The following is a 17,750-nucleotide window of genomic DNA, read 5'->3' as shown; positions in this document are numbered from 1 at the left end:
GGGAATGGCGCCGAAATAAAGAAGGCGTCAGTATAAATTGGATGTTTAATGTTGATTCAGCACGTGAAAAACTAGAGAGAGCTTACGGTGCTCTCAACTAGTCAAAATTTGTGTGACGAAGTACTAGAACCTAGAACCTAGAACCTAGAACCTAGAACCTCGCTCCTTTCCCCTTGTAACTTTAAAGCTTACCTCGCACTCACTCCTTTATGCTCAGCTTGTGCGAGTTGTATATATTTACGCTCAACTAGTTGTGATAGCGGCACGAGTTCAAAACCTTGTTGTTCAAGTTCGGGTAGCATGCGCTGTAAAAATTCAATGGTTTCAGGGTAAGGGTGGGCAATCGCGATGGCGAAGTTATAACGTTCGGCTTTATACTTTAGTTCGTTGAGGCGAAATTGTAACTGTTTCTCATTGGGAATATTATCTAAAAACACATGGCGGCCGACATTTTCAACGCCATATAAGTTGGCAACATTTTGCGCTTGGCTTAAGCCTGTAGTGCGGCTATCTAAAAAGTACAGGTTGCGCTTTTTCAGCACCTCCATAGTCCATTTCATGGGCAGGCTTTCTTGAGTAAGTGCTGAGCCCATATGATTATTTACACCTTTCACCTGAGGTAAGGTTGCAAGCGCATTGCCGAGGGTGATTTGTAATTGTTCTTTACTCATATTGCTGGTGAGTGCGCCGGGGCCAAGTGCTTTGCTGCTGTCGAGTGCTTGCATGGGAATATGCAGCAGTAATTCTTTATTCGACTTACTGGCTAGGCGCGCAAAAACTTGCGAATACGGGGTATGAGGCAAAATCGAGAACGATATTTTACCTGGTAAATTTAGGATTTCGAGGTCGCGTTGATGATTGCCAATATCATCAATCACAATCGCTATTTGCTTATTTGCGGCAAATGTTGGCAAGCTAAAAAACAGCCAGAACAACCAAGTTAATTTTTTCACGTTTATAATTTTTATTATCTTTTTTATAGTGAGCTAAAAGCTTTATTTCATAGTTAATAGCTGCTGTGCTTTTAATAACAGTGGATCAGCTGAGTCTTTGCGTGACCATGGCCGATCGTCATTTCCTTGTTCGTTTTTTATTATAACTACTTTATCAATTTGCGAAAGGGTTGATTGATTAATCGCCACATCGGGGGTGACTCCAATCCCCTCAATAGATTGACCCGATGGGGTAAAGTATTTTGCAGTGGTTAATTTTAGTGCTGTATTACCATTGCCTAATGGGATCAAAGATTGCACCGATCCTTTGCCAAATGATTGGCTGCCAATTAGTGTGGCACGGTGATTGTCTTTAAGTGCAGCGGCTAAAATCTCTGCTGCTGAGGCCGAGTTTTCATTAATAAGTACGACGATTGGCGCACCATTTAAAATATCACCTTTTTTGGCGCGAAAGTGCTGGTTTGCATCATAAAAGCGACCTTTGGTGGTGACTATGGTGCCACTTTGTAAAAATAGATCCGATACCTCTACAGCACTTTGTAATGTGCCGCCTGGATTGTCGCGTAAATCGAGCACTAAGCCTGTAAGTGGATTACCGTAATGGCTTTGCAGTGCTGTTATTTGCCGCGCAACATCATGCAAGGTGTGATTGGTAAAGCTATTTATTGCCAAATAACCAATACCAAACTCTGATAATGAACTGGTGACACTCTCTAAGTTTATTTCTGATCTAGTCAGAGTAAAATAAATGGCTTGTGGTGAATTACCTCGTTCAATCGTTAAGGTAACCGTTGCTGTGTCACTCGCTTTAATCATTTGCGCAACTTGATTGATGTCTTTATGTGCGACCGTTTGCTGATTAACGGCAAGTAGTACATCATTCATTTGTACTCCGGCAATGGCTGCGGGAGAATCTTTGATCGTGTTTACAATAATAATTTTTTGTTGTTGCTGTTTTACTTCAATCCCAAGGCCTGTGTAGCGGCCGTTGGTGCTGCTAAATAGCGCTTCTAACTCGTGTTCATCAAGGTACTTAGAGTATGGGTCTAGCTGTGCAAGCAGGGCTTCAAATTGTTGGCTGCTTTCAAAGCTTTGTTGCAAAGCTAAGTCTTCAACATAATAGGCATGGATATTAAAGAGGATTTCGTTTTTTTGTTGGCTTTTTAAATCGCCCACCGAGGTCACTGCAAAGCTATTAAAACTCAGGCACAAAAAAACGCTAACGAGTAATAAATAGCTTATTAGAATGCGATTAAAAGCAGAGTATTGTAACCGCTGTATTTGTAATTGTGTATTTAGCATCAGCTGCTCCCAGTGGGGTGCAGCTGTTTAATCAATTAAATGCGTCTGCACCATGTTACAGGATTTACTGCGCGTCCTTTGTGGCGTATTTCAAAGTATAGACCAGAATTTGCTTGTCCGCCGCTTTGACCAACTAAAGCGATAATATCGCCTTGGCGTACTATATCACCTACGTCTTTTAGTAAGGTTTGAGTATGGCCGTATAAACTCATAAAGCCTTCACCGTGGTCAATAACAATAACCCAGCCGTAGCCTTTTAACCAATCAGCAAACACGACTTGACCGTTGTGGACGCTATGCACATTATTGCCTTCATTAGCGCCAATTAATACGCCTTTCCAGTCAATACCACCGTGCTTATGTTGGCCGAAGCTGTGCTCAATTTTACCTTTTGTTGGCCAGTTTAATTTACCTTTACTGGCTGATAGGCCCAGTAACTCAACCTTTTTAGTTTTTTCTTTTTCAAGTTCTTGCAAGGTAGCTACTAGAGTTTTTTCATTATCTTTTAAGTAATCAATTGAGTTTTTGGTTGAGCTAAGCTTGGTTTTTAATTCACTGATGTTGGCTTTTCGTTGTTGTTGCGCTGCAATGAGTGCTTGATGACGATTGGCTTGCTCTTTATGGAGCACAACTAAGTGTTGTTTGGTTTTTTCAAGTTCGGTTTGTACATCCGCTATTTCAATCAGGAGTGCTTTTAACTCATCAATTTGCTCAATACGCGCTTTGTTGAGGTAATTATAATAACTTAATGTGCGTTCAACCTGTGCAGTATTTTCTTGATTTAATAGCATTTTAGAGTAGTCATGTCCGCCAGACATATAGGCACTTTTAATTTGTGCGGCGAGTGCATGTTGCTGCTCTAGGCGTTTTTCCTCAAGTGCTTCAGCTTGCTGCTGTTGCTGCTGTTGTTGTTTTTCAGTATCGCGAATTGATTGCTCGGCAATATTCAGTGCCTTAGCATTTTTTGCGATCTCGAGTTCGTGCTGTTGCAGGTTCTTTTGCGATTTTTCGATGTCTTTACGCTGGGCGGCAAGTTCAGCTTGGCTTTGCTTTAATGCTGTTTGGATTTCGCTGAGATCTTTTTTAGTACGATCTTCATTAGCGACGGCAGGGGCCGTCACTAATGAAGTGAGTATTAACGCAGTAACAACGAGCGTACTAAAAATTAATGGGTTAATACTTTTGTTCATGGTTTATTTCAATGTCATGATTGGTGTGCCAGTCATCTCGCTTGGTTGTTCCATGCCCATTAGGTGCAACATGGTTGGCGCAACATCACTGAGGGCTTTGCCTTCGCTTGGTGTTGCATCACGACCAACATAAATGAAATGAACCGGTTCACTGGTGTGTGCGGTATGCGCTTGGCCAGTTTTAAGGTTAGCCATTTGTTCAGCATTACCGTGATCAGCTGTAATTAATGCTTCACCACCAAATTCTTCAAGGGCAGCAACAACACGACCAATACAATGATCGACTGCTTCACAGGCTTTTACTGCGGCTTCAAATACACCTGAGTGACCGACCATATCGCCATTTGGATAGTTACAAATAATTGCATCGTATTTACCGCTTTTAATCGCTTCGACGAGTTTATCAGTGAGCATTTCTGAATTCATTTCAGGTTGTAAATCGTAAGTCGCAACTTGTGGTGATGGGATCAGCTCGCGGGTTTCACCTTCAAATTCATCTTCACGTCCGCCACTGAAGAAAAACGTCACATGTGCATATTTTTCAGTTTCAGAAATACGTAGCTGTGTTTTATGGTGTTTTTCAAACCATTCACCCAATACATTAGTCAAAGGGACTGTGGCAAAAGCTGCTGGTGCGTCGATGTCTGCGGCGTATTCGGTCAACATAACAAAGCCGCTTAGTGCGGGGGCTTTTTTCTTGGCGAAACCGTCAAAGTCTTTATCAACAAATGCGCGGGTCATTTCACGAGCACGGTCGGCTCTAAAGTTTAAGAAAATAACCGTATCACCGTCATTAATTTGTACTGCGTCTTGGCCTTGTGCTGCTATGGTAGTTGCAGCAACAAACTCATCGTTTTCATCACGTTCGTAAGCCGCAGCTAATGCGTCAACACCATTTTCGTAGCTATGTTGTGCGATCCCACTGACCATTAGGTCGTAGGCTTGCTCTACTCGGTTCCAGCGATTATCGCGGTCCATTGCATAGTAGCGGCCAATGATCGATGCTAAGCGACCACAGTTTAATTTGCTAAACAGTGCTTCAATACGTTCAATTGACGCTTTTGCGCTACGTGGTGGAGTGTCTCGGCCATCTAAAAATGCATGAAAGTACACTTCTTTAGCACCGCGCGCTGCAGCTAATTCAATTGCAGCTACAATATGATCTTCATGACTATGCACACCACCTGGGCTTAATAAACCCATTAAATGCACCGCTTTATCGGCATTCACTGCTTTATCAATGTTTTCAACTAGTGTTGGATTATGTGCAAACTCACCGTCGTTTATTGCTTTAGTGATACGGGTGAAATCTTGATAAACCACTCGGCCAGCACCTAAGTTGACGTGGCCTACTTCTGAGTTGCCCATTTGCCCATCAGGAAGACCAACATCTAAACCTGATGCAGAAATTAGGGTGTGCGGGCGAGTTGCCCAAAGTTCGTCTAAAACAGGGGTATTTGCCGCTAAAATTGCGTTGCTTTGGGTATCTTCACGGTATCCCCAACCATCTAAAATCATTAATATGAGAGGTTTTTTATGTTGTGTCATTTTTGTTCCTGAAAATTAGCTCCTGCTTAGCCTTAGCATACCGTGTTTTGTGGTTATGATCAGCAATCAAAGGGACATATTAAAATATTTCACTCTCTGGTAATTTCTAATCAAGCACGTATACTTGCGTGGCTAGGGCATTGCCCTTACGTTTAACCCCAGTGCTACAGGCGCGGGACAATTTTCATAGTGGAAGACGCATGGATCAATATATTGAATTTGTCGGTAATCATCCGATATTAAGTTTAGCTTGGGTTGCTTTAGTTGCACTCATCGTGGGCGGCTGGTTTAAAAGTAAGTTTTCAGCAATTCGTCAAATAAATCCGCAACAATTAACGTTATTAATTAACCGTGAAGACGGTGTCGTTGTAGATATACGTGCACAAAAAGAATTTAATAATGGCCGTATTGCAGGCGCTGAGCATATTAGCCCTGAAAAAGCGAAACAATCTGACTTCTCAAGCCTTGAAAAGTCTAAGAGTAAACCCATTATATTGGTATGTACCACAGGCATGACAGCCTCAGGTATCGCAACTGCTATGCATAAAGCTGGTTTTGAATCGGTTTATGTTTTATCTGGTGGTATGGGTGCATGGCAAAGTGCTGGTCTACCAACGACAACAGGTCGCTAATTAAGTTAGTTAGGCCGATAGAGGAATTGTTATGAGTAATGTTGTTCTTTACACCAAAGCGTATTGCCCTTTTTGTCAGCGTGCTTTAGCGTTGCTAACAAATAAAGGTGTGCAATTTACAAATATCGACATTGGTGTACAGCCTGAATTACGTGACGAAATGATCGCCAAAGCAGGTGGCGCGAGCACAGTACCGCAAATTTTTATTAATGATGAGCATATCGGCGGTTGTGACGACATGATGGCGATTGAAGCCCAAGGCAAACTTGACGCTAAGTTAAACGCTTAAGCATTTATTATAAAAACGATTAAAAGTTAGGAATTATCATGAACGAAGAAAATCAGAACGTAGCAGCACAAGAAGAAACTGGCGCACAATTTACGATCCAACGTATTTACACAAAAGACGTGTCTTTTGAAACGCCTAATTCACCTGCTATTTTCCAAAAAGAATGGACACCAGAAGTTAAGCTTGACCTTGATACACGTTCTAATAAATTAGACGAAGGCGTGTTTGAAGTAGTATTAGCACTGACTGTTACTGCTTCTATCGGTGAAGAAACGGCTTTTTTATGTGAAATTCAACAAGCGGGTATTTTCACTATCGCTGAAGTTGAAGAAGTACAACTTGCACATATGCTTGGCGCATTCTGCCCGAACGTATTGTTCCCGTACGCACGTGAAGCGGTATCTAACTTAGTTAACCGTGGTACATTCCCACAGCTTAACCTTGCACCTGTGAACTTTGATGCGTTATTCGCTCAATACATGCAGCAACGTGCAGCGCAAGCTGAACAGGCAACTGCAGACGCATAATTTATGAGTACAGCCAATTCAGCTGTTACTGTATTAGGGGCGGGGTCTTATGGCACCGCCCTTGCTATTTGTTTAGCCCGAAACGGTCACCAAGTGACACTTTGGGGTCGCAATAGCGATGACGTTGCCACGCTTGCAGCTGAGCGGAAAAATCAACGTTACCTACCTGATGTCACTTTTCCTGACACTTTACACCTTGAAGCCGACTTACACACAGCAGTAACTGCAAGCCAAGTGATCTTGGTTGTTGTGCCAAGTCATGCATTTGGCGATACGCTACAGCAAATTAAGCCTTCATTACTTGAAGGGGCACAAGTTGCATGGGCCACCAAAGGGCTTGAACCAGATACAGGCCGACTTTTGCAAGAGGTTGCACAGCAAGAATTAGGTGATGATGTGCCACTTGCGGTGGTATCAGGCCCTACCTTTGCTAAAGAAATGGCGATGGGTTTACCTACTGCAATTTCAGTGTCGTCAACATCAACAGCCTTTGCAAAACAGTTAGCTGAACTATTGCATTGTGGTCGCTCATTTAGGGTCTATAACAATAATGATTTTATTGGTATTCAGCTCGGTGGCGCGGTTAAAAATGTGATTGCGATTGGCGCTGGTATGTCTGACGGCTTTGGTTTTGGTGCTAATGCGCGGACAGCATTGATCACCCGTGGTTTAGCTGAGTTATGCCGGTTAGGCTGCGCGCTTGGTGCTAAGTCAGAGACCTTTATGGGCATGGCTGGGCTGGGAGATTTGATCCTAACGTGCACCGATAATCAGTCTCGTAACCGTCGTTTTGGTTTAGCACTGGGTAAAGGTGAAAAGGTAGAGCAGGCGATAGCATCAATTGGTCAAGTGGTCGAAGGTTATCGCAACACCAAAGAAGTCTATTTACTTGCACAACGTACTGGTATCGAAATGCCGATCACTGAGCAAATCTATCAGGTACTTTATGAAAATAAAGACGTGAAAGAAGCCGCGATGGCTTTATTAGGTCGCGAGCAAAAATCAGAGTAACAGTGCCTTGTAGCTGCCAGCGTTTATGGGTTTGTATAAACGCTGGTAGTTAATCTTATAACTAACAAGGTACTTAGTCATTCATCAAATTAGATTGTTTTCTCAGATTGTTTTTTTCGAGATAAGTAGCTACCTTTTCAGCACAAAGCGGACGACTATAATAATAGCCTTGCATCATATTACAGCCCATAACATGCAGCATATAAGCCTGCTCTTTAGTTTCAACTCCTTCGGCAACAACATCGATATTTAAGTATTTAGCGAGGCGAATAATTGTCGCGGTAATATTACGATCCTGCTCACTATCGACAATATCTTTAATAAAAGAGCGATCAATTTTTAAAGTATCGATTGGAAAACGTTTTAAATAACCCAATGATGAATGACCAGTACCAAAGTCATCCAGCGCAATGGTAAAGCCAAGTGCTTTTAAGCGGTTCATTTGCTGTTGGGCAAATTCAGGGTTATCCATCATGGCACTTTCGGTTATTTCTAACTCAACACAGCGTGCAGGCACATCATAGTTTGTTAAACACTCAGTGAGGGTTTCGACTAAACTACTTTGCTGAAAGTGCAGAGCCGAAATATTAATTGCCACTTTACCAAAACTTACTCCTTCATTACGCCATAACTCTAGTTGTTTAAATAGCTGCTTCATTAGCAATAAAGTGAGTGGAATAATTGCGCCATTTTGTTCTGCAAGGGGGATAAATTCAGCCGGGCTAATGATGCTGCCATCAACTTGCGGCCAACGCACTAAGGCTTCAAAACCATGTATTTGATCTTTATCTGCGTTATATTTTACTTGGTAAAATAATTGAAAATCCTGATGTTCGATAGCCCGAAAAAGTGCGCTTTCTTTACTAAGTTCATTCATATCAATTGTGTGTTTAGATTTATCAAAAAATTGGTAATTATTATGACCCATCTTTTTAGCGTGATTGAGCGCACTATTGGCGCTGCGCATCAGTGCTTCGCTGTTATAACCGTTTTCTGGGTACCCGGCGATACCACAACAGGCAGAAATAAAGCTCTCTATACCCTCAAGCATAAACGGTGTTTGGAATTGTTTAAGAATATTATCGGCCAGTTTTTTGGCGAAAAAGACGGACATGCCTGAATATAAATAGGGCGGTACGAGTATAGCAAATTCATCTCCCCCTAAGCGGGCCAAGGTATAACCAGAATCAAGATTACGAGTGAGTCTGCCCGCAACTTCTTTTAATAGTTCATCACCGATTGCGTGACCAAGGGATTCGTTAATTTTATTAAAATTGTCTAAATCTATAAAAATAATCAGTAAATTAGGGAAGTTGTTATTGCAGCTGGCAATTGCCTTATTTACAGATTCAATAAAAATAGTGCGATTGGAAAGCCCAGTGACAGAATCTCGAGTGGTTAATTTAAGCATCGCACGTTCATTATTCTTACGTGCAGTTACATCTGAAAATAACCCAATATAATGCGCGCTACTGGTACGTAGGTTAGGGGTTTTTACTTTGGTTATCGATAAATCTAAGGCATAAGGTTGCCCGTCTTTACGCACATTCCAAATTTCACCAGACCAATAACCATCAACCTCTAGATCATTATAAATGAGGCTTTCTAATTTTTTATCGCGACCGTTTACAGTAAATGCTTTTGGTTTTTTACCCACTACATCAGCAAGAGTAAAACCACAAATAGTTGTAAATGCTTGGTTTATGTTCGTTATTTGAAACTGCTCATTGGCGATCCAAATGGCATCTTTTGATTGCGTCATTAACGCGTTGACCAAATTATGCTTAGCACCACTTTTTAATCTATAAACAATTAACAGCAGTAAAATAGCAAAAATAGCCGCTAAAACGAGGTGGTTGATCCAGTGAGGGAAGGCAAAAGCCGTTTGTTTAATCATTAACACTAACGGCTCGTTATTTACTTGATTAAGGTTTTTAACTTCAAGATAAATATTCTTTGCATTACTAGCCAGAGACAGCATGGTCTGAGCATTCGGCAGTGCTAGCCAATCGCCATTGGGATCGAGTCGGTAATTGAGCTGCATAGGTAAGAGGCCATTACTGCTAAACCAAACAGAGATGCCTTTTAGCGGTTGGCTGGTATTTACTGCGTTGGTTGCTAAGTGGTAATAGTCTTGGTCTTGCTCTTGATAGTGTAAAGTCAGATGACTGATTAAAAAAGAGCTGTTTTGAGGTGGTACTTGTGTTGAATGCACTTCTAATAAAATATTACCCGTTGGCGCAAACAACATTATTTTATCACGGTAGCTAACGCTAAAGAGTGATTTTGGAAGTTGCTCATAACTAATAGAATCATCAATATAAGCGGCAATACTATGAGTGGCATTTTCAACCCATAGGTTAGTGCTGGGTTTGTAGAGTTTTATCGCTTGAGAATCAACTATCCACAAAGCATTTTGTGGTGCTTCGTAAATGGCTGTGGTGTTAAATGTACTTACTTTATCAAAATTTATCTCAAGTGTTATTTGCTGAGAATTTTCAGGTGCTTGCCATTGGCTCTGCCATAAGCCGTTACTTGTCGCAAGCCAAAGCCTTGAAGAGTTGCGTTGATAATACATAGCATTGATCTGCCCGAGGGCTTCAGTTTCAAGCTCAAGGGCGGTGAGCTGTTGTTTAGCAATATAAAATAATTGCTCACCATCACTTGCGAGATATTGCTCGTCATTAAGGGATGTTAAAGCATTAATGTTACTAATTGGTAGTGTTTGGCTTTGTTGCTGCGTCGCAAAATCATATTTTATTAATTGCTTTTTGGTTGCTACCCACAGTGTTGTTGGGGCAGTTGAATGCAGCGCAGCAACTTGATCCTTTATTAATAAATCAAAAGTGAGGTTGCGGGCACTGTATAAATATAAACCAGTGTCGGTTGCAACAGCCCATTTGTCTTCGCGCAGATAAGCGATGGTAATAATTTTTTTATGTTGTGTAAAATTACCTAACTGCTCCAACATGTCAAAGTATTGCTGCATACGCGGAGCAGGATTATCGGTGATAGGGCTTGTGATAATTTGCATTGCAGGGAGCTTTAGCCAGCTTTTAGTGGCAGTTTGCAGCCACAGTTGTTGGTTGTTTTGTTTAATTGATAAAAAGCGTGCAGGAGCACTATAAAACAAAGGATTCGTGTTTTTGGTCGTTAAATCATGTTTATAAGCGCGATTTTTATGCAAATAATAGAGCTGATCATCAAAGTAATTTAGTTGTTGAATATGCGCATGCTGGAGTTTTATTTCTTGCATAGAGTGCGTGTTGTTAAACAGGTAATGTTGGTCGTTATTGGTATTGATAAGGATCGCTGCTGAGGTTTGACTTGGACTTAACTGCGCGATAGGCGCGGGGACGATGAGCTGAGCTGTAATTGCATTACTTGCTAAATCAAAGTGACTAACTAAATTACTACCTGAATGTAGCCATAGGCTGTTGTTAAATCCCAATGCGAGTTCGACGATCTGCTCTGAAAAGGCGAATGGGGAATGGAGTTTTTCGTCTTTTATAGTGTGGATCTGACCTTGGTACAGAAAGTAAAAGCCGAGCTCGGTGGTTAATATCGGCTGTTTTAGCGGTGTTGCGGTTAGTTGAATTAACTGGTTGTTAATTAAGTTGATTAAACTCAGCCCTTGCTCAGTGTTAATTAATAACCAGGATTTATAAGTCGCTACTTGTAAAATGGCTTGATTCGCAAATGATGAAAAAGGCGGTGCTTGGCCACTAAAAAGATGCACCGAGTCGTAGTTAAACAGCCCTTTATTAGTTGCGAGCCAAAACGCATTACTCGGGTCTTGAGTAAAGTCATTAATGGCGGGTAGCGAAAGCTCATTCGCATTTAATTCAGCTACACTCGCGTTTACATTTACAGTAGATAACATACTAATAAAACAGCATGTTTGAAGGATAAAACGCATTACAATCCGTTGAATCAGTTTAAAAAGAACTTATTTAGAATAGTGTAGGAATAGAAATAATGCGAATCCACGCAAGGCAAATTTATTGCGCTAGGCGGTGCTAAATTTTAAAGATAATTAGAGGGGAAAGCGCCCAATGGTATAGGCGCATTTTAATATCACTTACTGCGCGTTAGGAAAGCCTAACTGACGCCATGATTCATAAACAAAAACAGCCACTGCGTTAGATAAGTTCATGCTTCTACTGTTAGCTTGCATAGGAATACGCACGCGTTGTTCATTAGGTAGTGATTGAATTATATCATCTGGTAAGCCACGGGTTTCTGGGCCAAACACTAAACAATCACCCGCTTCATAACTTGCTTGATGGTGAAACTGACTGCCTTTAGTGGTACATGCATATACTTTTTTAGGTTGGCATTTTTCTAAGTAAGCTGCAAATGATGGATGGCGTTGCACATGGCTAAATTCATGGTAATCAAGGCCAGCTCTTTTCACGCGCTTATCGTCCCACTCAAAGCCCAAAGGCTCGATTAAATGCAAAGCATAGCCCGTATTTGCACACAGGCGAATAATATTCCCTGTGTTAGGTGGAATTTCAGGTTGGTATAAAACGATATCAAGCATAACGAGCCTTATTGGTGATCTACATTTTGACGTTCGAGAGTATACACGAAACAGATAAAAAAAATGATATACTCATTTTAAGTAAACACTTTAAGCATAGGCAAAAACGTGCATCAGCGCAGTTATGAGTTTTGGGTAAAAACAGCAAGTGTGGTCACTATGGTAATGGTGAGTTTAATGATTGCTGCTAAATGTTGGGCATGGCTTGCGTCTGGCTCTGCGTCTATGCTCGGATCACTTACCGACTCATTGATGGATATTACCGCTTCAGCAATGAGTTTTATGGTGCTCTTTTATGCACTGCGCCCAGCTGATGACGATCATCGTTTTGGCCATGGTAAAGCTGAAGCCTTGGCGGGTTTAGGGCAAGCGGCATTTATTGCCGGCTCTGGCTGTTTATTGGCGTTTCATGGCATTGAACGATTATTTAATCCTGTGGTACTAAATCATTCAATGCTCGGGGTATGGGTTAGTCTATTTGCGATTGCTTGCACCTTAGTGGTGGTTTATGTACAAACTCAAGTCATTAAGCATACCGAGTCCATTGCAGTTAAAGCAGACTCTGTGCATTACAAAGGCGATATAATTTTAAATGCAGCAGTACTGCTGGCCATACTGCTTGCGCAAAATGACATGCTGTACGCGGATCCTATTTTTGCCATTGGCGTGGCAGGTTATTTGCTTTATAACAGTTGGGATATTGCTAGGCAAAGCGCTGACCATTTAATGGATAAAGAGCTACCTGAGGACGAAAAAGCCAGTATCATATCAATCGCTAACAGTCATAACGATGTATTTGGCGTACACGATGTACGCACGCGACAAGGTGGTAAAATTAAGTTTATTCAAATGCATTTAGAGCTTGAAGATCAACTCCCCTTGATCCGTGCTCATTATGTAGCGGATGAAGTAGTGGCGATGATCCAACAAGAATTTAATTGTGAAATGGATATTTTGATCCATCAAGATCCCATGTCATTGAGTCATAGCCGCGCTCAAGTTAATGAATCACAAAACTGATAAAAACGGCTAAGCACAGCTTTGCGAATGGTGTCTTGTTCGAACAGTAACTCGTGCTTAGCATTCGTAAATGTTTGTAAAATAGCATTACTTTGACGGTGAACTAAGGCTAATTGGGCTTGGTTATCAACCACAGTATCGTGCTCAGCACTGGCTATAAAAAGTGGAATCGATAGCTGTTGTTGCTCAATAGTTGTCATAAAACCAAAAGCTTCATTCAACCAGCCGTAAGTCACCCCGCCTAATTGTAGCGCGCTATCCGTTTGGTAGGTCTGTCTAAATAAATCATAGCGAGTTTCGCTACTGGTAAGGTCGTTCTGTGTAAAAGCAATAGGCAGATAATCTGCTTGGCCAAATGCATAGTGTTTATTAAAACCAAATAAACAGGCAATACGAGCGGCAAGTTTAGCAACTGGTTTGGGAATACCTTTAGTGAAAATATCAAACATGGGCGAAGACAAAAATACACCACTGTAGTTATGTTCAAACCGGGTTAGGAAATCAAAAGCAATCGCGCCGCCCATTGAATGCCCGAGGATGACCTTTTTGCCTTGGTAGAGTTTACTGACAATTAAACGGTCAAACAGTGCTAAATCATCAGCATAATCACTAAATTTATTAACAAAACCTTTATGAGGGTTGGCTAAAGCGCGATAAGAACGGCCTTGGCCTTGATGATCAATAATAAACACCGCATAGTTATTTTTGTATAACTCCCAGATTAGCTCTTGGTATTTATCTAATCCTTCAATGCGTCCAGAGCAAATAACAATAGCGGCCTTGGCATGCTCAGGTATCACATAGCCATAATATAAATCGCCATTATCGGTAGTCAGCTGCGCTTTGTGCAACTGCTGCTGAAAAAACTCTGTGATCTCAGGTTGTTGGGAAAGTAAGTTTTGCTCTGTGCTGTAAAACATAATGGCCATGATTATTTTTGTTTATCCAGAGGTAAGGCGATACGCACACATAACCCACTTGGTTGTTTATTATGCAGCGTTAAACTGCCAGAATGGGCGGCAATTGCATTTTTAGCAATTGCTAAGCCAAGTCCTGTACCGCCGCTAGTTCTGTCTCGTGCATCAGATTGGCGAAAAAATGGCTCACATAATTTGGCTAAATTTTGCGGTTCGACGCCCGGGCCATCATCGCTGATCTCTATATAAATAGCATCACTTAAACTCAATGTTAGGGTGATTGTTTGCTCTGCATATTTTATTGCGTTGCGTAAAACATTCTCTAGCGCACTGGCAATGAGACTCTCGTCACAATAAATATCAACATTGAGTTGACCATTTATAATTAATTGCTTATTGGTCTGTTTAGCTTCAAATTGCGCATCATTCAAAACATGATCAATAATGATCTGTAAGGATTGTTGATGCAGCGATAGCGCCTGACTTTTCGCCTCTAAGCGCGATACTTGCAGCACATCAGCGATCATTTTATCGAGCTGATTTGCTTCTTTTTCAATGCGTAATAAATAGGTTTGGTTTTCTTCTGGGGTCTGCATTTGCGCAAGACCCGTAGCCATTTTAAGGCGAGTTAGGGGGGAACGCAACTCGTGAGATATATCAGCCAATAAGCGCTTTTGTGCAGAAATCAGTTGCTCTAACTGAGTTGCCATACTATTAAAGTCACGGCCAAGTACGCCCAGTTCATCTTGCCTGTTTGGATCAATTTCAGCGCGCGCGGTTAAATCGCCGTCAGAGAGCTTAATTGCAGCTTGCTTTAAGTGATTAATAGGTGCAATTAGGTTACGACTAAATATAAAACTTAAAGTTAATGAAGCCAGTAAAGCAATGATCACTTTTAGCCAAATCGGCATCAGCTTTAACCGTATAAAAAAAGGTGGTTGATGATTCTCATCAATTTCGTATAGGTAAAATTGCCCCTCAGGAAGGTTTATTTTTATCGGTCCGAATGCTTGATAATACTCGGTAAAAATAATTTGTGGCGGCATGTTTTTAGTGAAATTAAGTAAACTTAAATCAATCTCACTTGATGGTACTCTGCTACTGAGCGAGTGATCTGGCTGATCTGAATTTAAATATAGTAACTTTTGTTTTGCAAGCCGCGGATGAGTTAAAATTTCGGCAATCGATTTATTATGTTTGACTACCATACGTTCGATGCCTTTGGCCGTGTATTGCAAGTTTTTCTGCATGGGCCCATGTAAGTTCTCATAACTGACTTGATTGGTCGCAATGTTACTTAAAAACACCAATGCAGTTATGGTGCCTATTACTGTTAGCCAAAACCACACAAAAATTTTGAAAAATAAAAAGTGCTGAGGATGTTTTAGCCAAGAAAACCGAGTTTTATTACTCCCCTTGGATAAAGACATAACCAGTCCCTCGCATGGTTTTTATTCGTTCTGCATTGTTGAACTCGGCAATTTTTTTACGAATATTACTCACATGCATATCAATTGAGCGATCAAAAGAGGCTAGGCGTCTACCGAGCACCTCTTCACTTATTTGCTCTTTACTGACCACTTCACCTGCATGTTTAACCAGTAAGGCAAGTACTTCATATTCAGTACCGGTTAGGCTTAGCGGGTGTTCATCTACATACGCTTCGCGGGCAGCTAAATTTATAACAATATTATTAACGGTTAACTTATTACTGCTGGTATTTGCTAGGCTAGTAATATGTTCAATACGACGAGTAATCGCTTTAACCCGTGCGAGTAATTCACGATGATTAAATGGTTTAGGAATGTAATCATCAGCGCCTAGTTCAAGACCAAAAATACGGTCAAAGTCTTCACCTTTGGCGGTTAGCATGATCACCGGCGTTAATTTTGTTTGCCTAAGCTGTTTTAATACTTCAAAGCCATCTAGTTTCGGTAACATAACATCGAGTAAAATTAATGCGTATTCTTGCTCAAGCGCTTGTTTTAAGCCTTGTTCGCCATCATGGGCACATTCTATTTGAAAACCTTGCGCAGTTAAGTACTCTGAGAGTAACTCACATAAACCGGTATCATCATCAATCATTAATAGCTTCATTATTTGCTCACCTTAACCACGCTGGAATAACTTCATTTTACGCCTTAACGCACTTAAAAGTGAACCTTTACACAACCTTTACATTGCTTTGCGTTGCTTTGCACTTGGTTAGTTATAGTGAACATAACAACTGAACAGACACTAAGTTACAAGCAACTCAAAGGTAATGATTATGACTATTTCAAGTAAAGTTTCTAAACTAGTATTAATTTGTGGATTAGCGACAGCAACATTAGGCACTGGCGCCGTAATAGCAAAAGAGGGCATGGATCATAAACCAGGCCATTCTCAACAGCATAAACAAGCGCGCTTTTTACTCTCTGAGCGTGGCGTTAAAAAGCTTGATTTAACTGAGCAACAACAAACTCAGTTAAAAAGCATTTTTGATGCGCAAAAAGCACAGTTTAAAGCGCTACGTGGTAACGATAAACAGGTCATGAAGCAAGAGCGTGCTGCCCATAAGGCACAAATGCAAGCATTGTTAGATATGCCAACCTTTGATGAAGCCGCAGCGAAAGAGTTATTAGCGCAGCGCCAAAGCAAAGGCGAGCAATTTGGCTTAATTAACCTAAAAACGCAGCATCAAGTATGGCAAGTATTAAATGCTGAACAACGTGAAAAGTACCAAGAAATTAAAAAGCACATGCGTAAAAAAGGTGACAAAAAACGCAGCCGTGACGAACAAACGGCAGGCTAAGTAATTACCAAAATTACTAAAGCGAAAAATGAAGCGCGGGAGAGATCCCGCGCTTTTCTTTTTTAACGAGCCATGTGGCAGCTATTTTATATCGCGACAGAGTTTGCTCTGCAGCTGAGTTTTATCCAACGTCTAAATTATATATTTGACGGGGTATAAACCTGCGGCTACACACTGGTAGCAGGTTTATATCGCGTCATAGTGCTAACTTAATAAGTGTAAGTAATTTGCGTACATTTAAGCGCATGCACAAGACAAGCTAACCTTACTCACTTATGCTATGAATGATGCAAATAAGCCCGCCATTTCACCCGATGAAATAATCAATATTCGCGAAGCATTTAATATGTCACGTGGGGTATTTGCAAAGCTATTGCATACATCGGCAAGAATGTTACTAGATTTTATTATTTGATGTTTAATCTACAAGGAAGAAACATGAAATTTGATATGGCAATTACAGACAACTTTGCATCATTTTTTGATGAACAAAAAGGAAGTCATATTTTTATAGATAGTTTTGATAATGAAAATTTTGACGTGAGAATAGGAAGCTTAGATGATTCGAAGCCAGCCGGTAATATTGTTGCTTTTACTGATGATGAACTGAATTCGAAGTTATTGGAATTATATAATAAGCACATTGGAGGTGCATAAAATGATTACTGAAGCTGAAATATTTGCATTAGAATGTTCGGTCAATGAAATACTTCGTCAACATAATATGTCCTTTAAAATGTCAAAGTACTTTGTGAAAGACTTGATGAATGACTCCCGTAACACCCCCAATGATAATGACTGCTGAACTAAACAGTATATTCAACCGTTTAGCCGCTAGACACAAAGAGAGCATTCTAAATCTTAAACACAATAGTACATTTAATATTTGCTGCACAATTTCTCACATAGATATGCGTGCGCTGTAAATAAGATTCCAAGCAATTACTTTACTAAAACTGGTGCAGCGTTATCCAGAAACATTGAATCATATAGCTGAGTTGTAGAGTTAGTTTTCCTAGCC

The 17,750-nt window shown here is 40.8% G+C and carries 16 protein-coding genes and 1 pseudogene; 8 read left to right on the top strand and 9 right to left on the bottom strand.

The genetic code is table 11. The features are described 5' to 3' along the window. Positions 1 to 188: 188 nt before the first annotated feature. Genes PSR9079_RS14295 through gpmM form a run of 4 tightly spaced genes read right to left on the bottom strand, consistent with a single transcriptional unit; the run spans position 189 to position 4,993 of the window. Positions 189 to 953, bottom strand: a complete 765-nt coding sequence (locus PSR9079_RS14295) for a divergent polysaccharide deacetylase family protein (protein WP_179959193.1) — start codon at positions 951 to 953, stop codon at positions 189 to 191. 42 nt (positions 954 to 995) lie between these two features. Beyond that, positions 996 to 2,255: a S41 family peptidase gene (locus tag PSR9079_RS14290; RefSeq protein ID WP_149982156.1), complete on the bottom strand. Its 1,260-nt coding sequence runs from the start codon at positions 2,253 to 2,255 to the stop codon at positions 996 to 998. 35 nt (positions 2,256 to 2,290) lie between these two features. Next, positions 2,291 to 3,445: a murein hydrolase activator EnvC family protein gene (locus PSR9079_RS14285; protein ID WP_149982155.1), complete on the bottom strand. Its 1,155-nt coding sequence runs from the start codon at positions 3,443 to 3,445 to the stop codon at positions 2,291 to 2,293. A gap of 3 nt (positions 3,446 to 3,448) precedes the next feature. After that, a complete protein-coding gene (gene gpmM, locus PSR9079_RS14280; protein WP_149982154.1) occupies positions 3,449 to 4,993 on the bottom strand; it encodes a 2,3-bisphosphoglycerate-independent phosphoglycerate mutase in 1,545 nt (514 codons plus the stop codon). Between the two features lie 200 nt (positions 4,994 to 5,193). Here gpmM and PSR9079_RS14275 point away from each other — a divergent pair, with 200 nt between their 5' ends. The 4 genes from PSR9079_RS14275 to gpsA are packed head-to-tail and all read left to right on the top strand — an operon-like array spanning position 5,194 to position 7,452. Further along, positions 5,194 to 5,625 (top strand): rhodanese-like domain-containing protein, encoded by a 432-nt coding sequence (locus tag PSR9079_RS14275; protein WP_149982153.1) that lies wholly within the window; start codon positions 5,194 to 5,196, stop codon positions 5,623 to 5,625. A gap of 31 nt (positions 5,626 to 5,656) precedes the next feature. Continuing rightward, complete coding sequence (gene grxC / locus PSR9079_RS14270; RefSeq protein WP_145235234.1) at positions 5,657 to 5,914, top strand: glutaredoxin 3; 258 nt, start codon at positions 5,657 to 5,659, stop codon at positions 5,912 to 5,914. 38 nt (positions 5,915 to 5,952) lie between these two features. Then, a complete protein-coding gene (secB, locus tag PSR9079_RS14265) occupies positions 5,953 to 6,441 on the top strand; it encodes a protein-export chaperone SecB (protein ID WP_145235236.1) in 489 nt (162 codons plus the stop codon). A gap of 3 nt (positions 6,442 to 6,444) precedes the next feature. Beyond that, complete coding sequence (gpsA, locus tag PSR9079_RS14260) at positions 6,445 to 7,452, top strand: NAD(P)H-dependent glycerol-3-phosphate dehydrogenase (protein WP_145235238.1); 1,008 nt, start codon at positions 6,445 to 6,447, stop codon at positions 7,450 to 7,452. A gap of 73 nt (positions 7,453 to 7,525) precedes the next feature. Here the strand turns inward: gpsA and PSR9079_RS14255 are convergent, their stop codons facing one another. Beyond that, positions 7,526 to 11,371, bottom strand: a complete 3,846-nt coding sequence (locus PSR9079_RS14255) for an EAL domain-containing protein (RefSeq protein ID WP_149982152.1) — start codon at positions 11,369 to 11,371, stop codon at positions 7,526 to 7,528. Positions 11,372 to 11,533: 162 nt separating this feature from the next. Then, complete coding sequence (trmL, locus tag PSR9079_RS14250) at positions 11,534 to 11,998, bottom strand: tRNA (uridine(34)/cytosine(34)/5-carboxymethylaminomethyluridine(34)-2'-O)-methyltransferase TrmL (RefSeq protein WP_149982151.1); 465 nt, start codon at positions 11,996 to 11,998, stop codon at positions 11,534 to 11,536. 108 nt (positions 11,999 to 12,106) lie between these two features. Here trmL and PSR9079_RS14245 point away from each other — a divergent pair, with 108 nt between their 5' ends. After that, the gene (locus PSR9079_RS14245) at positions 12,107 to 13,018 is read left to right on the top strand and encodes a cation diffusion facilitator family transporter (protein WP_149982150.1); all 912 of its coding nucleotides are present in this window, start codon (positions 12,107 to 12,109) and stop codon (positions 13,016 to 13,018) included. On the opposite strand, the gene PSR9079_RS14240 is transcribed toward PSR9079_RS14245, so the two are convergent. Genes PSR9079_RS14240 through PSR9079_RS14230 form a run of 3 tightly spaced genes read right to left on the bottom strand, consistent with a single transcriptional unit; the run spans position 12,994 to position 16,032 of the window. Further along, entirely contained in the window at positions 12,994 to 13,938 is a 945-nt protein-coding gene (locus tag PSR9079_RS14240; protein WP_149982162.1) for an alpha/beta fold hydrolase, read from the bottom strand. The two genes, PSR9079_RS14245 and PSR9079_RS14240, sit on opposite strands and share 25 nt — an antisense overlap. An 11-nt stretch (positions 13,939 to 13,949) precedes the next feature. Further along, a complete protein-coding gene (locus tag PSR9079_RS14235; RefSeq protein ID WP_149982149.1) occupies positions 13,950 to 15,365 on the bottom strand; it encodes an ATP-binding protein in 1,416 nt (471 codons plus the stop codon). Then, positions 15,343 to 16,032: a response regulator gene (locus PSR9079_RS14230; protein WP_149982148.1), complete on the bottom strand. Its 690-nt coding sequence runs from the start codon at positions 16,030 to 16,032 to the stop codon at positions 15,343 to 15,345. Before PSR9079_RS14230 ends, PSR9079_RS14235 begins: the two co-directional genes overlap by 23 nt. A gap of 172 nt (positions 16,033 to 16,204) precedes the next feature. Between PSR9079_RS14230 and PSR9079_RS14225 the strand changes: the two genes are divergently transcribed. The 3 genes and pseudogenes from PSR9079_RS14225 to PSR9079_RS24195 all read left to right on the top strand — a co-directional run. Further along, complete coding sequence (locus tag PSR9079_RS14225) at positions 16,205 to 16,729, top strand: Spy/CpxP family protein refolding chaperone (protein WP_149982147.1); 525 nt, start codon at positions 16,205 to 16,207, stop codon at positions 16,727 to 16,729. Between the two features lie 438 nt (positions 16,730 to 17,167). Beyond that, positions 17,168 to 17,386, top strand: a complete 219-nt coding sequence (locus tag PSR9079_RS14220; RefSeq protein ID WP_149982146.1) for a hypothetical protein — start codon at positions 17,168 to 17,170, stop codon at positions 17,384 to 17,386. Between the two features lie 278 nt (positions 17,387 to 17,664). Further along, positions 17,665 to 17,733 (top strand): annotated as a pseudogene (locus tag PSR9079_RS24195) (transcriptional regulator); the annotation flags it as partial. Positions 17,734 to 17,750 lie beyond the last annotated feature (17 nt).

The sequence above is a fragment of the Pseudoalteromonas rhizosphaerae genome (assembly GCF_902498845.1).
GTDB classification, from domain to species: domain Bacteria; phylum Pseudomonadota; class Gammaproteobacteria; order Enterobacterales; family Alteromonadaceae; genus Pseudoalteromonas; species Pseudoalteromonas rhizosphaerae.
Note: the sequence above shows the minus strand (reverse complement) of the source record. Positions and strands in the feature narration are given on the sequence as shown.

What these genes read in the sequence shown, in the direction of transcription:
- PSR9079_RS14235 (WP_149982149.1), bottom strand. Translation starts at nt 15,365, where the DNA reads ATGTCTTTATCCAAGGGGAGTAATAAAACTCGGTTTTCTTGGCTAAAA.
- PSR9079_RS14275 (WP_149982153.1), top strand. Translation starts at nt 5,194, where the DNA reads ATGGATCAATATATTGAATTTGTCGGTAATCATCCGATATTAAGTTTA.
- PSR9079_RS14230 (WP_149982148.1), bottom strand. Translation starts at nt 16,032, where the DNA reads ATGAAGCTATTAATGATTGATGATGATACCGGTTTATGTGAGTTACTC.
- grxC (WP_145235234.1), top strand. Translation starts at nt 5,657, where the DNA reads ATGAGTAATGTTGTTCTTTACACCAAAGCGTATTGCCCTTTTTGTCAG.
- trmL (WP_149982151.1), bottom strand. Translation starts at nt 11,998, where the DNA reads ATGCTTGATATCGTTTTATACCAACCTGAAATTCCACCTAACACAGGG.
- PSR9079_RS14225 (WP_149982147.1), top strand. Translation starts at nt 16,205, where the DNA reads ATGACTATTTCAAGTAAAGTTTCTAAACTAGTATTAATTTGTGGATTA.
- PSR9079_RS14285 (WP_149982155.1), bottom strand. Translation starts at nt 3,445, where the DNA reads ATGAACAAAAGTATTAACCCATTAATTTTTAGTACGCTCGTTGTTACT.
- gpsA (WP_145235238.1), top strand. Translation starts at nt 6,445, where the DNA reads ATGAGTACAGCCAATTCAGCTGTTACTGTATTAGGGGCGGGGTCTTAT.
- gpmM (WP_149982154.1), bottom strand. Translation starts at nt 4,993, where the DNA reads ATGACACAACATAAAAAACCTCTCATATTAATGATTTTAGATGGTTGG.
- PSR9079_RS14290 (WP_149982156.1), bottom strand. Translation starts at nt 2,255, where the DNA reads ATGCTAAATACACAATTACAAATACAGCGGTTACAATACTCTGCTTTT.
- PSR9079_RS14240 (WP_149982162.1), bottom strand. Translation starts at nt 13,938, where the DNA reads ATGTTTTACAGCACAGAGCAAAACTTACTTTCCCAACAACCTGAGATC.
- PSR9079_RS14255 (WP_149982152.1), bottom strand. Translation starts at nt 11,371, where the DNA reads ATGCGTTTTATCCTTCAAACATGCTGTTTTATTAGTATGTTATCTACT.
- PSR9079_RS14220 (WP_149982146.1), top strand. Translation starts at nt 17,168, where the DNA reads ATGAAATTTGATATGGCAATTACAGACAACTTTGCATCATTTTTTGAT.
- secB (WP_145235236.1), top strand. Translation starts at nt 5,953, where the DNA reads ATGAACGAAGAAAATCAGAACGTAGCAGCACAAGAAGAAACTGGCGCA.